Here is a 12164-nt window from a genome sequence, read left to right as displayed (position 1 = left end):
TCGATTGATGGGGGAGTGTAATCGTTCAACATATAACCCCCATATCGGGAGTATTGTTCAGTGACAACACCAGGCTGTAACTGACAGATTAGTTTCAATCTGACCCACCAAGATTAGGTAGGCCCGCGCATTATACGTAAATACCAGCAGGAAGCAAGCTAGTGTTGAAAATCTATGCAAGAATTTGCCAGATAATTTAATTAAAGGGAAATAAGGTGACTGAGCAGATGGGAAAGGCGGAGAAAGAAGAGTGAGCGCATCGCTATACTCACTCTTTATCACTAAAAAATGTTATCACTGAACAAAAACGCTATTGTTTGTTGAGCAAACGCGTGATGTTGAAGACCTAGCTTTTTGCTAGCTGGGCCTGTGAGTAACTTTGTATACCTAAACGGTCAATCAAGCTAAGCTCTGTTTCGAGCCAATCAATATGCTCTTCTTCATCAACCAGAATTTCTTTCAATAAATCACGGCTTACGTAGTCATGGATTGAATCAGCATAGGCAATACCTTCTCGTAAATCTGTAGCTCCAGACAACTCGAGCGCTAAATCAGATTTCAGCATTTCTTCAACATCTTCTCCGATATTCAATTTACCAAGCTCTTGTAAATTAGGAATACCTTCGAGAAATAAAATACGTTCGATGTATTTATCCGCGTGCTTCATTTCGTCTATAGATTCGTGATACTCCTTATCATTAAGGCGCATCAGCCCCCAGTTTTTAAACATTCGGGCATGAAGAAAATATTGGTTGATGGCAACTAACTCGTTTCCGAGCAGTTTATTCAGATGTGAAATTATCTTTTTATCACCTTTCATAGTTATACCCTCCGCTTCCAGTACTCAAAGTGTAGTACCAGATGGCAAAGTATGCGGAAAACTTCTCCGAGTTAACTATTAGGCAACATCATTCATTTCTGGAATATTAGCGAGTTCCTCAATCAAGATCTCTCTGGCTTGTCGGATGCACTTCCCACAGTCACTACCAATCGGCACAAGCTGTCGCAGTTGTTTAACCGTATGTGGTTGATGCTGGCGTACAGCTTTGCGGATGACTTTGTCAGAAACCGCATTACATAGACAAACGTACATAAAAAGACTCATTTCTTAACCAGTCTTTTTAGTGTAAATAAGAATGAGTTTTATTTCAATTAAGATTATTCACTTCATCAATAAAAAAGGGTGCCGAAGCACCCTTTGGTTTGATCAATAAATAATTAATCAGAAAAATTAAGCGATTACTTTAGCAACAACACCAGCGCCTACAGTACGGCCGCCTTCACGAATTGCGAAACGCAAGCCGTCGTCCATTGCGATTGGGTGAATCAGGGTAACAATCATGTTGATGTTGTCACCTGGCATCACCATTTCAACGCCTTCTGGCAATTCGATAGTACCGGTTACGTCAGTTGTACGGAAGTAGAACTGAGGACGGTAGCCCTTGAAGAACGGTGTATGACGGCCGCCTTCATCTTTGCTCAGAATATAAACTTCTGATTCAAAGGTAGTGTGTGGTTTGATAGAACCTGGTTTAGCCAGAACCTGACCACGTTCGATGTCTTCACGCTTAATACCACGCAACAGAACACCAACGTTCTCACCAGCACGGCCTTCGTCCAGCAATTTGCGGAACATTTCAACGCCAGTACAAGTAGATTTAACAGTATCTTTGATGCCGACGATCTCAACTTCTTCGCCGACTTTAACGATACCGCGTTCTACACGGCCAGTTACTACAGTACCACGGCCAGAGATAGAGAATACGTCTTCGATTGGCAGCAGGAACGGCTTGTCGATAGCACGTTCTGGTTCTGGGATATAAGAATCCAGGTAACCAGCCAGTTCGATGATTTTAGCTTCCCACTCAGCTTCGCCTTCCAGTGCTTTCAGCGCTGAACCACGAACAACTGGCAGATCATCGCCAGGGAAGTCGTAAGCAGACAGAAGTTCACGAACTTCCATTTCTACCAGTTCCAGCAGCTCTTCATCATCAACCATGTCACATTTGTTCATGAATACGATGATGTAAGGAACGCCAACCTGACGACCTAACAGGATGTGCTCGCGAGTCTGTGGCATAGGGCCATCAGTTGCAGCAACAACCAGGATTGCACCATCCATCTGAGCAGCACCGGTGATCATGTTTTTAACATAGTCGGCGTGACCTGGGCAGTCAACGTGCGCATAGTGACGAGCAGGAGTATCATATTCAACGTGAGAAGTGTTGATGGTGATACCACGTGCTTTTTCTTCTGGTGCGTTATCGATTTGATCGAAAGCACGAGCGCTACCACCGTAGGTTTTAGCCAAAACGGTGGTGATTGCTGCAGTCAGGGTAGTTTTACCATGGTCAACGTGGCCGATAGTACCGACGTTTACATGGGGTTTGGTACGTTCAAATTTTTCTTTAGACACGACTATATTCCTTACTCTTGTGCTCTCCCACTAATGAGAGAGCACTGGATCATTGTTTTAAACCCGAAAGCTTATTTGCCACGGGCTTCGATAACGGCTTTAGCGACGTTACTCGGTGCTTCAGCATACTCCAGGAATTCCATGGAGTAAGAAGCACGGCCCTGAGTCTGAGAACGCAGGTCAGTAGCATAACCGAACATTTCAGACAACGGAACCTTGACGCGAACAGTTTTACCGGTAGCAGTATCTTCCATACCCTCGATGATACCGCGACGACGGTTCAGGTCACCCATTACGTCACCCATGTAATCTTCAGGGGTTTCGACTTCAACCTTCATGATTGGCTCAAGCAGAACTGGTTTAGCTCGTTTGAAACCTTCTTTAAAGGCGATAGAACCAGCTAATTTAAATGCCAATTCTGAGGAGTCAACGTCATGGTAAGAACCGTAGTGCAGACGCACTTTAACGTCAACAACTGGGTAACCTGCCAGAGGGCCAGATTTCAGCTGTTCTTGAATTCCTTTATCAACGGCCGGAATGAATTCTTTAGGAATAGAACCACCAACGATTTCGTTGACGAACTCATACCCAACACCACCCGGTGGCAATGGAGACATGTCGATAACAACATGACCATACTGACCACGACCGCCTGACTGCTTAGCGTGCTTACCTTCCACATCCTTAACGGTTTCGCGGATAGTTTCACGGTACGCAACCTGAGGTTTACCGACGTTTGCTTCCACGTTAAATTCGCGGCGCATACGGTCAACCAGGATATCCAAATGCAACTCACCCATACCAGCGATGATAGTCTGACCAGATTCTTCGTCAGTCCAAACGCGGAATGATGGATCTTCTTTCGCCAAACGCCCCAGAGCCATACCCATTTTTTCTTGGTCAGCTTTGGTTTTTGGTTCAACAGCAACAGAGATTACCGGCTCTGGGAACTCCATACGTTCCAAGATGATCGGGTTATTCGGATCACACAAAGTGTCACCCGTAGTCACATCTTTCAGACCGATAGCTGCTGCGATATCACCGGCGTGAACTTCTTTGATCTCTTCACGCTTGTTAGCGTGCATCTGTACGATACGACCTAAGCGTTCACGTTGCGATTTCACTGAGTTCAGAACGGTATCACCGGAATTAACAATACCAGAGTACACACGGAAGAACGTCAGGTTGCCCACGAATGGGTCGGTAGCGATTTTGAACGCCAGAGCAGAGAACGGCTCTTTGTCGTCAGAATGACGAACAGCCGGAGTATCTTTACCATCATCCAAGATGCCGTTGATTGATTCAACGTCAGTTGGCGCAGGCAGGTACTCAATAACCGCATCCAGCATTGCCTGTACGCCTTTGTTTTTAAACGCAGAACCACAGGTAACAAGAATAATTTCGCTTTTCAGAACACGTTGACGTAAAGCTTTCTTGATTTCTTCTTCGGTCAGCTCTTCGCCGCCCAAGTATTTGTCCATCAGCTCGTCAGACGCTTCTGCCGCAGATTCAACCAGATTCTGGTGCCATTCAGCAGCCAGTTCAGCCATATCAGCAGGGATTTCTTCATATTCGAAGGTCACGCCCTGATCAGCTTCATTCCAGTTGATCGCTTTCATTTTCACCAGATCGATAATACCGGTGAATTTTTCTTCTGCGCCAATTGCCAACTGCAGTGGAACTGGATTCGCGCCAAGGCGAGATTTCAGTTGACCAACTACGCGCAGGAAGTTCGCACCCATACGGTCCATTTTGTTAACGAACGCAATACGTGGAACTTTATATTTATTAGCCTGACGCCATACGGTTTCAGACTGTGGCTGAACACCACCAACTGCACAGTAAACCATTACCGCGCCGTCAAGAACACGCATGGAACGCTCTACTTCGATAGTGAAGTCAACGTGCCCAGGGGTGTCAATGATATTGACGTGATGTGGTTCGAACTGTTTAGCCATACCAGACCAGAAGCAGGTAGTAGCTGCAGAAGTAATGGTAATACCACGCTCCTGCTCCTGTTCCATCCAGTCCATGGTGGCTGCGCCGTCATGAACTTCACCGATTTTGTGATTTACACCGGTGTAAAACAGGATACGTTCGGTAGTGGTTGTCTTACCGGCGTCGATGTGAGCGCTGATACCGATATTACGATAGCGCTCAATGGGTGTTTTACGAGCCATTTGATTCCTCTATTCCTAGGGCGTTCATTCGGTTAACCCATGCGGGTTGGCTTCTTGAAGCGCCCGCATGGTTAGCATGACTACTGCGGGATATTACCAGCGGTAGTGGGCGAACGCCTTGTTAGCTTCGGCCATACGGTGAACGTCTTCACGTTTCTTAACAGCAGAACCTTTGTTCTCTGCTGCGTCAGACAGTTCATTCGCCAAGCGCAAAGCCATGGATTTATCACCGCGTTTACGAGCAGCATCAACGATCCAACGCATTGCCAAGGCATTACGACGAACCGGACGAACTTCAACTGGCACCTGATAAGTAGAACCACCAACGCGGCGAGACTTAACTTCGACAGTCGGGCGCACGTTATCCAGAGCTACTTCGAAAGCTTCCAGAAAATCTTTACCAGAACGCTGAGCCAGGGTCTCCAGCGCGGTATAGACAATTGCTTCTGCAGTAGATTTTTTACCATCTACCATCAGGATATTTACAAATTTAGCCAACAATTCAGATCCGAACTTAGGATCTGGTAGAATTTTACGTTGGCCAATTACACGACGACGTGGCATGGAAATACTCCGTTGTTAATTCAGGGTTGTCCAAAACTCTAAGAGTTTATTTTGACATTAATGTGAAAATGTTTGGCCTTACTTAACGGAGAACCATTAAGCCTTTGGCTTCTTCACGCCGTACTTAGAACGTGATTGCTTACGGTCTTTAACACCTGAGCAGTCAAGCGCGCCGCGAACGGTGTGGTAACGCACACCTGGCAAGTCTTTAACACGACCGCCACGGATCAGGATCACGGAGTGTTCCTGTAGGTTATGACCTTCACCGCCAATGTAAGAGGTGACTTCAAAACCGTTAGTTAAACGCACACGGCAAACTTTACGCAGTGCGGAGTTAGGTTTTTTCGGAGTGGTTGTATATACGCGGGTACATACACCACGTTTCTGCGGGCATGCTTCCAACGCAGGAACGTTGCTTTTAGCAACCTTCATGCTGCGTGGCTTGCGAACCAGCTGGTTAATCGTTGCCATTATTAAAAAAGCTCCTGGTTTTTTGCTTCGTAAACACGTGATAAATCCCCCTCGTTTGCACTACTGGCAGAGAACGAGGACGCAGAATTTTATGGCTGACTATCTAAGGTGTCAAGAAATATACAGCATTACTCGCATTACCATGCCAGTTGCTGCTGATGTCTTAGGGTCAAATCCACGAAGTGAGTATAGCTGATTAGTGTTGCGTTGTCTGAAATTTGGCCAGCCAAACCACGTGCAATAACATCGTCTTCCAATACAAATAGAGAAGCGGGGTTATTTAACAACAGCTTAAGACTTTCACTATCTTTCAAAGCCGCTATCACACCATCTTGCAGCAACAGAATATCATCCTCAGATGTCGCTAATCTCAACAGCGCAGATAAATCGCAGTGATAAGGTGAATGACTGACGGTATACAGCATTATGGATACCCAAACCTCGTTAAAAAGTCAGTACAACATCATAAGTGGCAAGTTCACGGCGTAAATCTGCCGGTGATAATACCGTTGCATCAAGGATCCAGTCAGTCATTTTACTCAACCCACGCTGTTGCAATGAGCGTTCGCAGAGATAACAATTTTCGACATCGTACAGAGGTAAGACACCGAAAGTAGCAATATAGTTTCTGGCAAGAATTTTTTCTGGCTGTTGCTGCGGTAAAAGCTGCAAAACACCATCTGAGATAAAGAACACACCGATATCTTCGCTCAGAGCAGAGGTGGCCAGCAAAGCATCCAGCCCTTCACGCCCAGCCGAGCTACCATGAGGGCCTTGAGTAAAAATAAAAGCGATGCGTTTTCTTGCCATTAAAATTGCACCATACGATCACAAGTCAACGTCGCTTCTGCCAACGCCCCTAAACCACTCAATGTAAAACTGGGTTGCAGATTCGCAGCAGCCAGATTGAGTTGCTCGGCTTCATGTTGATCGGTAATACCACGACGTAGTGCTGCCGCAACACACACATTCAGCGTAACCGCGTGTTCAGTCGCCAATTGTTGCCATGCCCGTACCAGATCAAATTCATCACTCGCCGGTGCAGTAAGTTGATTGGCATTCAATACGCCTTCGCGATAGAAAAAGATACTGACTAAGTGATGCCCTGCCCCAACAACCGCCTGAGCAAACTGATAAGCGCTGCTGGCCTGCTGTGTACCATAAGCAGGCCCTGTAACCAACAGACAATATTTTAGCCTGGACATTAACGCTCATGCCCTACAAGATCGCCACTTTTGAACTGACGAATGTAAAGATATACCGTGTGCTTTGAGATATTGAGACGTTCTGCCACTTGGTTTATGGCATCTTTTATATCAAAAATACCTTTTTCATAAAGATTGAGTACGACCTGACGATTCTTGGCGTTATTAGAAACGTTGCGATCCGCATTCACTTCTTCAATAGTGAACTCCAGTGTTTGCGCAACCAGATCATCGACAGATGAAGCAAAGTTGACAGAGGAAGGCACTTCTTGTGTTTCTGGTGGCATAAAAGTCTGAATGATTTGCGAGAAAGGGACATCCAGATTCATATTGATGCACAACAAACCAATCACCCGTTGATCACGGTTACGAATAGCGATTGTCACTGACTTCATCAGCACACCACTTTTCGCCCGCGTGAAATAAGCTTTTGAAACACTGCTGTCAGCACCAGCCATATCATGGAGCATTCGTAGCGCCAAATCCGTTATAGGCGAGCCAATCTGCCGGCCCGTGTGTTCACCGTTAGCAATTCTCACCGCAGAATTTTTTAAATCCTCCAGTGAGTGCAAAACAATTTCACAGTGCCCACCAATAAGCATAGCCAAGCCATCCACGACAACTTCGTATGACTTTAGTATTTCATGGTCCGTCTGACTGAACGGACGTTCATCCAGTAAATCCAGTTCACTGGTTTCGCTACAGAGAAGCGAATTAGACATCGAAGACACCATCCTCTACGTAAAGCCTGTCTCTATATCGTTGGCAGACTAATAACTCAATATCTTAGATTTTAAGTCTAGCAAACATGCCAGTATAAAATCCTTGCGTTTACATGTGGTATTGACGTTAAGCCCACAAGCTATAAGCCGTCAAGTTATCAACGAGCAGATATGTAAATTGCCAGCGCACAAAAAAAAACCGTCACGACAATTATCGTAACGGTTATGAGAAGAGCGTGCTGACTAAGTGAAATTACTTCTTAGCTTTTGTACCAACAGCAGGCTGTTGCTCTTGAGCATCGGCTTTAGGTGCAGCTTTCACATCCAGCAGTTCTACATCGAATATCAAAGTAGAGTTGGCAGGAATTCCGGGGACGTCCGCTTTGCCGTAAGCCAGTTCTGGCGGGATAACCAAGGTGATTTTGCCACCTTTTTTGATTTGCTTCAGGCCTTCAGTCCAGCCTGGGATAACGCCATCCAGACGGAAAGACAGTGGCTCGCCACGTTTGTAAGAGTTATCAAACTCAGTGCCGTCAACCAAAGTACCTTTGTAGTTAACGACAACAGTATCGCTGTCCTTTGGTGCATCACCCGTACCGGCGTTTTCTACCTTGTACAGCAGGCCAGATGCGGTTTTCTTCACGCCTTTTTCTTTAGCAAAGGTATCGCGGTACTTAGCGCCTTTATCCGCGTTTTCTTTGGCATCTTGCTCCATTTTCGCTTGAGCAGACGCTTTTACACGAGCTTCAAAATTTTGCAGGGTTTTTTCGATCTCTTCGTCAGTCAGTTTGCTTTTGTTAGCAAAAGCATCTTGCACACCTGCGATCAACTGGTCTTTATCCAGCTTAATTCCCAGCTTTTCTTGTTCTTTCAGGGAATTATCCATATAGCGACCTAAAGACGCACCTAATGCATAAGCAGATTGCTGATCATTATTTTTAAATGCGCTATTGGTTGCTACTGGTGAGGTTGCTGCTGGTGCAGTTGCTTCAGCAGCGAAAACAGTTGAGGTATTCAGGGTTAGCGTCATGGCCGTAGCCAGCAACGTTACTTTAAACAGTGATTTCATCCATTTCTCCATTGGCTTAAGGACTCTAACCCCAAGCAACGATTATAAGAGTAACATGTACTATAACTGTGTGTGTGAACACAAAACAATCTCAATACTCATGCTATTAAGTGATATTAAGACTTTTTTTACTACAAGAAGTTTCGTTTTTATATATATCTTGACCCTTGCGGGGTAATCACGGTGGTTTACAGGTAATATCATGCCCCCAGCTATAGCGATATACTGCAACAACCGTACAAAATGGCCCAACCGTATAGTTTGCAGCTATATTATTTATAGCTACATCGTTTGCAGTAATGAGAGGAAATACGATGGAACAATCCCTGCTTGAACAACGGCTAGAAATGCTGGAAAGCCGTCTGGCATTTCAGGAAGTGACGATTGAAGAACTTAACTTGATTGTGACTGAGCATCAAATGGAGATGACCAAGCTGCGGGAGCATCTGCGTTTACTGACCGATAAATTGCGGGAATCCCAATCGTCGATGCTGGCATCACCGTCAGAAGAAACACCGCCTCCGCACTATTGATTGATGATTGATTGGCAGTAACAATTAGTTAACTTTAATAGCAATTAATTGGTTTTAATAGTAATTAATTGGTTTTGATCACCATTGATTAACTCTAATAGCGGCTGATTAATTTTAATATCAGTACCGCTAGCGACAGTTATGACGAGATCATTGGCGGCCACACTGAAAGTGAGTGATCGCGTACATAGCAAAAAGCCAGCGACGAAGGCTGGCTTTTTGCTGACTTGGTCAGATATTAGTGACAGCCACAGCCACCACTTTTACCGCAACCACCTTTACCATGCTCATGCTCATGCTCGTGGTCATGGCCGTCATGCTCGTGGTCATGGCCGTCATGCTCGTCATGGCCGTGGCCACCGCAGCAACCATCACCGTGCTCATGGTGATGATCATGCTCACCATGTACATGGCCGTGCTGCAACTCTTCTTCTGTTGCTTCACGGACAGCAACGACTTCAACGTGGAAGTTTAGATCCTGGCCCGCCAGCATGTGGTTACCATCAACCACGACGTGCTCGTCTTCGACAGCAGTGATCTCAACCGGTACTGGGCCTTGATCAGTATCTGCCAGGAAACGCATACCCACTTCCAGCTCGTCAACACCCATAAAGACGTCTTTTGGTACACGCTGCACCAGATTTTCATCGTAGCTGCCGTAACCTTCATCGGCATTAACACGCACATCAAAACTGTCACCAGCTTCGTGGCCTTCGAGCGCTTTTTCTAAACCAGCGATCAGGGAACCGTGTCCGTGCAGGTAGTCCAACGGCGCGCTCACCGGAGACTCATCAACTAACACACCGTCTTCTGTACGTACCTGGTAAGCCAGACTGACTACCAAGCCTTTTGTTACTTTCATGATATCTCCTACCCTTGGAACAAAAATTGGCACAGATTGTAGCGGAAATCTGCCCCGCTGTACTCACCAGCATAAAAAATCACGGAAGATAACGCTACTCTGGAGGAAAAATACCGATCACTTGCTCATGTGGACGAACATGTTTATTGACCTGTTCATCCGTCTGGCGTTGATGGTGACCACACTGAACACACTCCACTACCTCAACCTGATCCTCACGCCATAAAGCCAGCGTATCCAAGGCATTACATTGCGGACAGACGGCCCCGGCAATAAATCTTTTACGTGTTATTGTTTTATTAAGAGTGATAGTCATCGCTTGTCCTCCGACATTATTCGTATTCATCCCACCCATCTAACTGCCGGCTTTCATGTAGCATTTCTCGTTGAAAAATATCTTCCAGCTCACGGCGGGCTTCTTTAACTCTGGAAATTTGTGCCACATCGCCATGATGTTGTGGCATCAGCTCACGTAACATGCGCATGTCCAGGCGACGAAAATGTTGTTGCGCCCGGTATGCCTGATGTGGATGCATACCCAGTTCCAGCAGTGTCTTACGGCCCAATTCCAGCGCACTGGAGAAGGTTTCGCGCGTGAAGTCTTTAACCCCGTTTTGGAGCAGTTCATGGGCTTCGACACGCCCTCTGGCGCGAGCAAGAATATGCAGATTAGGGAAGTGTTGCTGGCATAAATGCACCAGCGCCATGGTGTCTTCCGGCTCATTGCAGGTGATAACAATGGCTTTGGCTTTTTCTGCGCCAGCGGCGCGTAGCAGTTCCAACTCTGTCGCGTCACCATAGTAAACTTTATAGCCATATTTGCGCATCATACTTACCGCGCTGACATCACGTTCCAGTACGGTAATGCGCATTTTGTTCGCCATCAATAAACGGCCAATCACCTGACCAAATCGCCCGAAGCCGACAATAATCACCTGTGGGTCATTATCTTCAACAAAAGGTTTCTCATCACTCTCTTCCGGCGCGTTGTAGCGACGGACCAAAATACGGTCAATAACCTGCATCAGCAGTGGTGTGGTCATCATTGATAAGGTGACGACCACCAGAAGCAACGCCAGTTGTTCCGCATTCAACACGCCCTGAGAGAACGCTGCTGAAAACAAGACAAAAGCAAATTCCCCACCCTGGCTGAGCACACCAGCAAATTGCAAACGGACCGAACGACGCAAACCAAACACCCGCGACAAACTATACAAGATGGTACTTTTGATAAATACCAGGGCCAAGACACCCAGCAGTACATCCAGTAGATGGGTAAACAGCACACCGAGGTCCAATGCCATGCCGACAGAAATAAAAAACAAGCCGAGCAAGAGCCCTTTAAACGGCTCGATAGCAATTTCCAATTCGTGCTGAAACTCACTTTCAGCCAGTAATATCCCAGCGATAAATGTCCCCAATGCCATCGATAGCCCCAGAGCATCCATAAACAGCGCGGACCCCAGCACCACCAGCAATGCCGCAGCGGTGAAAACCTCACGTACCCCAGAGGCTACGATGTAGCGGAACAATGGGCGTAACAAATAACGGCCCCCAATCAACATACCGGCAAAAGCCGCAATTTTGAGGCCAATCTTGGCCCAGTCATTGGCTCCCCCCTCGTTACCCGCCAGAATAGGAATCAAGGCCAACGCGGGGATCACTGCCATATCCTGGAACAGTAAAACGGAAAAACCGAGCTGGCCGCCTTCATTGCGGTTCATCCCCTTTTCCCGCATCAGTTGTAATGCCATGGCGGTAGAAGACATCGCCAAACCTACACCACCGATAACCGCCGCCTGCCAGGCAAACTGGGTAAAATAAAGCAATGCGCCCAAGACCGCTGCCGTTATCACGACTTGGCCAGCACCGACACCAAATATAGATCGCCTTAACTGCCAAAGTTTTGCAGGATTTAACTCCAACCCAATGATAAACATCAGGAAGACGACACCCAGCTCAGAAAAGTGTAGAATTTCGTCAACATCGCGAATAAATCCTAGCCCCCACGGGCCGATGGCAATACCCGCAATCAGGTAACCTAATACCGCACCAATACCTAAGCGTTGGGCGATCGGGACCGCAACTACAGCAGCGAATAAAAACACCAGAACAGCGGTAAGTAGCCCTGTGCCCTCCATA

Annotated in this window: 15 protein-coding genes; 1 reads left to right on the top strand and 14 read right to left on the bottom strand. The window is 46.5% G+C overall.

Annotation, left to right across the window (positions count from 1 at the left end; all coding sequences use genetic code 11):
- Window positions 1-346: 346 nt before the first annotated feature.
- From bfr to fkpA, 11 genes are all read right to left on the bottom strand, one after another.
- On the bottom strand, window positions 347-820 hold the full coding sequence (bfr, locus tag AC971_RS11100) for a bacterioferritin (protein WP_025381733.1): 474 nt from the start codon (window positions 818-820) through the stop codon (window positions 347-349).
- A 78-nt stretch (window positions 821-898) separates the two neighbouring features.
- Window positions 899-1093: a bacterioferritin-associated ferredoxin gene (gene bfd, locus AC971_RS11095; RefSeq protein WP_002228136.1), complete on the bottom strand. Its 195-nt coding sequence runs from the start codon at window positions 1091-1093 to the stop codon at window positions 899-901.
- Window positions 1094-1231: 138 nt separating this feature from the next.
- Complete coding sequence (gene tuf, locus AC971_RS11090) at window positions 1232-2416, bottom strand: elongation factor Tu (protein ID WP_002212326.1); 1185 nt, start codon at window positions 2414-2416, stop codon at window positions 1232-1234.
- A gap of 71 nt (window positions 2417-2487) precedes the next feature.
- Window positions 2488-4596, bottom strand: a complete 2109-nt coding sequence (fusA, locus tag AC971_RS11085; protein WP_002212325.1) for an elongation factor G — start codon at window positions 4594-4596, stop codon at window positions 2488-2490.
- Between the two features lie 93 nt (window positions 4597-4689).
- Window positions 4690-5160, bottom strand: coding sequence for a 30S ribosomal protein S7 (gene rpsG / locus AC971_RS11080; protein ID WP_002212324.1), 471 nt, complete (start codon window positions 5158-5160; stop codon window positions 4690-4692).
- 96 nt (window positions 5161-5256) lie between these two features.
- On the bottom strand, window positions 5257-5631 hold the full coding sequence (rpsL, locus tag AC971_RS11075) for a 30S ribosomal protein S12 (protein WP_002212323.1): 375 nt from the start codon (window positions 5629-5631) through the stop codon (window positions 5257-5259).
- 137 nt (window positions 5632-5768) lie between these two features.
- Entirely contained in the window at window positions 5769-6056 is a 288-nt protein-coding gene (gene tusB, locus AC971_RS11070; protein ID WP_025381734.1) for a sulfurtransferase complex subunit TusB, read from the bottom strand.
- A gap of 19 nt (window positions 6057-6075) precedes the next feature.
- Entirely contained in the window at window positions 6076-6441 is a 366-nt protein-coding gene (gene tusC, locus AC971_RS11065; RefSeq protein ID WP_025381735.1) for a sulfurtransferase complex subunit TusC, read from the bottom strand.
- Window positions 6441-6836, bottom strand: coding sequence for a sulfurtransferase complex subunit TusD (gene tusD, locus AC971_RS11060; RefSeq protein WP_025381736.1), 396 nt, complete (start codon window positions 6834-6836; stop codon window positions 6441-6443). The genes tusC and tusD overlap by 1 nt, the downstream gene beginning before the upstream one ends.
- Window positions 6836-7558 carry a helix-turn-helix transcriptional regulator gene (locus AC971_RS11055; protein WP_002212319.1) on the bottom strand — a complete coding sequence of 241 codons (723 nt, stop codon included), beginning with the start codon at window positions 7556-7558 and terminating at the stop codon, window positions 6836-6838. The genes tusD and AC971_RS11055 overlap by 1 nt, the downstream gene beginning before the upstream one ends.
- Window positions 7559-7811: 253 nt before the next feature.
- Window positions 7812-8627, bottom strand: coding sequence for an FKBP-type peptidyl-prolyl cis-trans isomerase (gene fkpA / locus AC971_RS11050; protein ID WP_025381737.1), 816 nt, complete (start codon window positions 8625-8627; stop codon window positions 7812-7814).
- A 314-nt stretch (window positions 8628-8941) separates the two neighbouring features.
- Here fkpA and AC971_RS11045 point away from each other — a divergent pair, with 314 nt between their 5' ends.
- Window positions 8942-9160, top strand: coding sequence for a protein SlyX (locus AC971_RS11045; RefSeq protein WP_002212317.1), 219 nt, complete (start codon window positions 8942-8944; stop codon window positions 9158-9160).
- Window positions 9161-9398: 238 nt separating this feature from the next.
- On the opposite strand, the gene slyD is transcribed toward AC971_RS11045, so the two are convergent.
- The 3 genes from slyD to kefB all read right to left on the bottom strand — a co-directional run bounded on the left by slyD (window position 9399) and on the right by kefB (window position 12163).
- On the bottom strand, window positions 9399-10022 hold the full coding sequence (gene slyD / locus AC971_RS11040) for a peptidylprolyl isomerase (RefSeq protein ID WP_025381738.1): 624 nt from the start codon (window positions 10020-10022) through the stop codon (window positions 9399-9401).
- Between the two features lie 94 nt (window positions 10023-10116).
- Window positions 10117-10338, bottom strand: a complete 222-nt coding sequence (locus AC971_RS11035; RefSeq protein ID WP_025381739.1) for a YheV family putative zinc ribbon protein — start codon at window positions 10336-10338, stop codon at window positions 10117-10119.
- A gap of 16 nt (window positions 10339-10354) precedes the next feature.
- Window positions 10355-12163 (bottom strand): glutathione-regulated potassium-efflux system protein KefB, encoded by a 1809-nt coding sequence (gene kefB, locus AC971_RS11030; protein ID WP_025381740.1) that lies wholly within the window; start codon window positions 12161-12163, stop codon window positions 10355-10357.
- Window position 12164: the final 1 nt, after the last annotated feature.

The sequence above is a fragment of the Yersinia similis genome, assembly GCF_001053095.1.
In the GTDB taxonomy this organism is placed as follows: Bacteria; Pseudomonadota; Gammaproteobacteria; order Enterobacterales; family Enterobacteriaceae; genus Yersinia; species Yersinia similis.
Note: the sequence above shows the minus strand (reverse complement) of the source record. Positions and strands in the feature narration are given on the sequence as shown.

Bases quoted from the DNA above. Each gene is read 5' to 3' on its own strand.
- bfr (WP_025381733.1), bottom strand. From the start codon at position 820: ATGAAAGGTGATAAAAAGATAATTTCACATCTGAATAAACTGCTCGGA.
- bfd (WP_002228136.1), bottom strand. From the start codon at position 1,093: ATGTACGTTTGTCTATGTAATGCGGTTTCTGACAAAGTCATCCGCAAA.
- fusA (WP_002212325.1), bottom strand. From the start codon at position 4,596: ATGGCTCGTAAAACACCCATTGAGCGCTATCGTAATATCGGTATCAGC.
- rpsG (WP_002212324.1), bottom strand. From the start codon at position 5,160: ATGCCACGTCGTCGTGTAATTGGCCAACGTAAAATTCTACCAGATCCT.
- rpsL (WP_002212323.1), bottom strand. From the start codon at position 5,631: ATGGCAACGATTAACCAGCTGGTTCGCAAGCCACGCAGCATGAAGGTT.
- tusB (WP_025381734.1), bottom strand. From the start codon at position 6,056: ATGCTGTATACCGTCAGTCATTCACCTTATCACTGCGATTTATCTGCG.
- tusC (WP_025381735.1), bottom strand. From the start codon at position 6,441: ATGGCAAGAAAACGCATCGCTTTTATTTTTACTCAAGGCCCTCATGGT.
- tusD (WP_025381736.1), bottom strand. From the start codon at position 6,836: ATGTCCAGGCTAAAATATTGTCTGTTGGTTACAGGGCCTGCTTATGGT.
- AC971_RS11055 (WP_002212319.1), bottom strand. From the start codon at position 7,558: ATGTCTAATTCGCTTCTCTGTAGCGAAACCAGTGAACTGGATTTACTG.
- fkpA (WP_025381737.1), bottom strand. From the start codon at position 8,627: ATGAAATCACTGTTTAAAGTAACGTTGCTGGCTACGGCCATGACGCTA.
- AC971_RS11045 (WP_002212317.1), top strand. From the start codon at position 8,942: ATGGAACAATCCCTGCTTGAACAACGGCTAGAAATGCTGGAAAGCCGT.
- slyD (WP_025381738.1), bottom strand. From the start codon at position 10,022: ATGAAAGTAACAAAAGGCTTGGTAGTCAGTCTGGCTTACCAGGTACGT.
- AC971_RS11035 (WP_025381739.1), bottom strand. From the start codon at position 10,338: ATGACTATCACTCTTAATAAAACAATAACACGTAAAAGATTTATTGCC.
- kefB (WP_025381740.1), bottom strand. From the start codon at position 12,163: ATGGAGGGCACAGGGCTACTTACCGCTGTTCTGGTGTTTTTATTCGCT.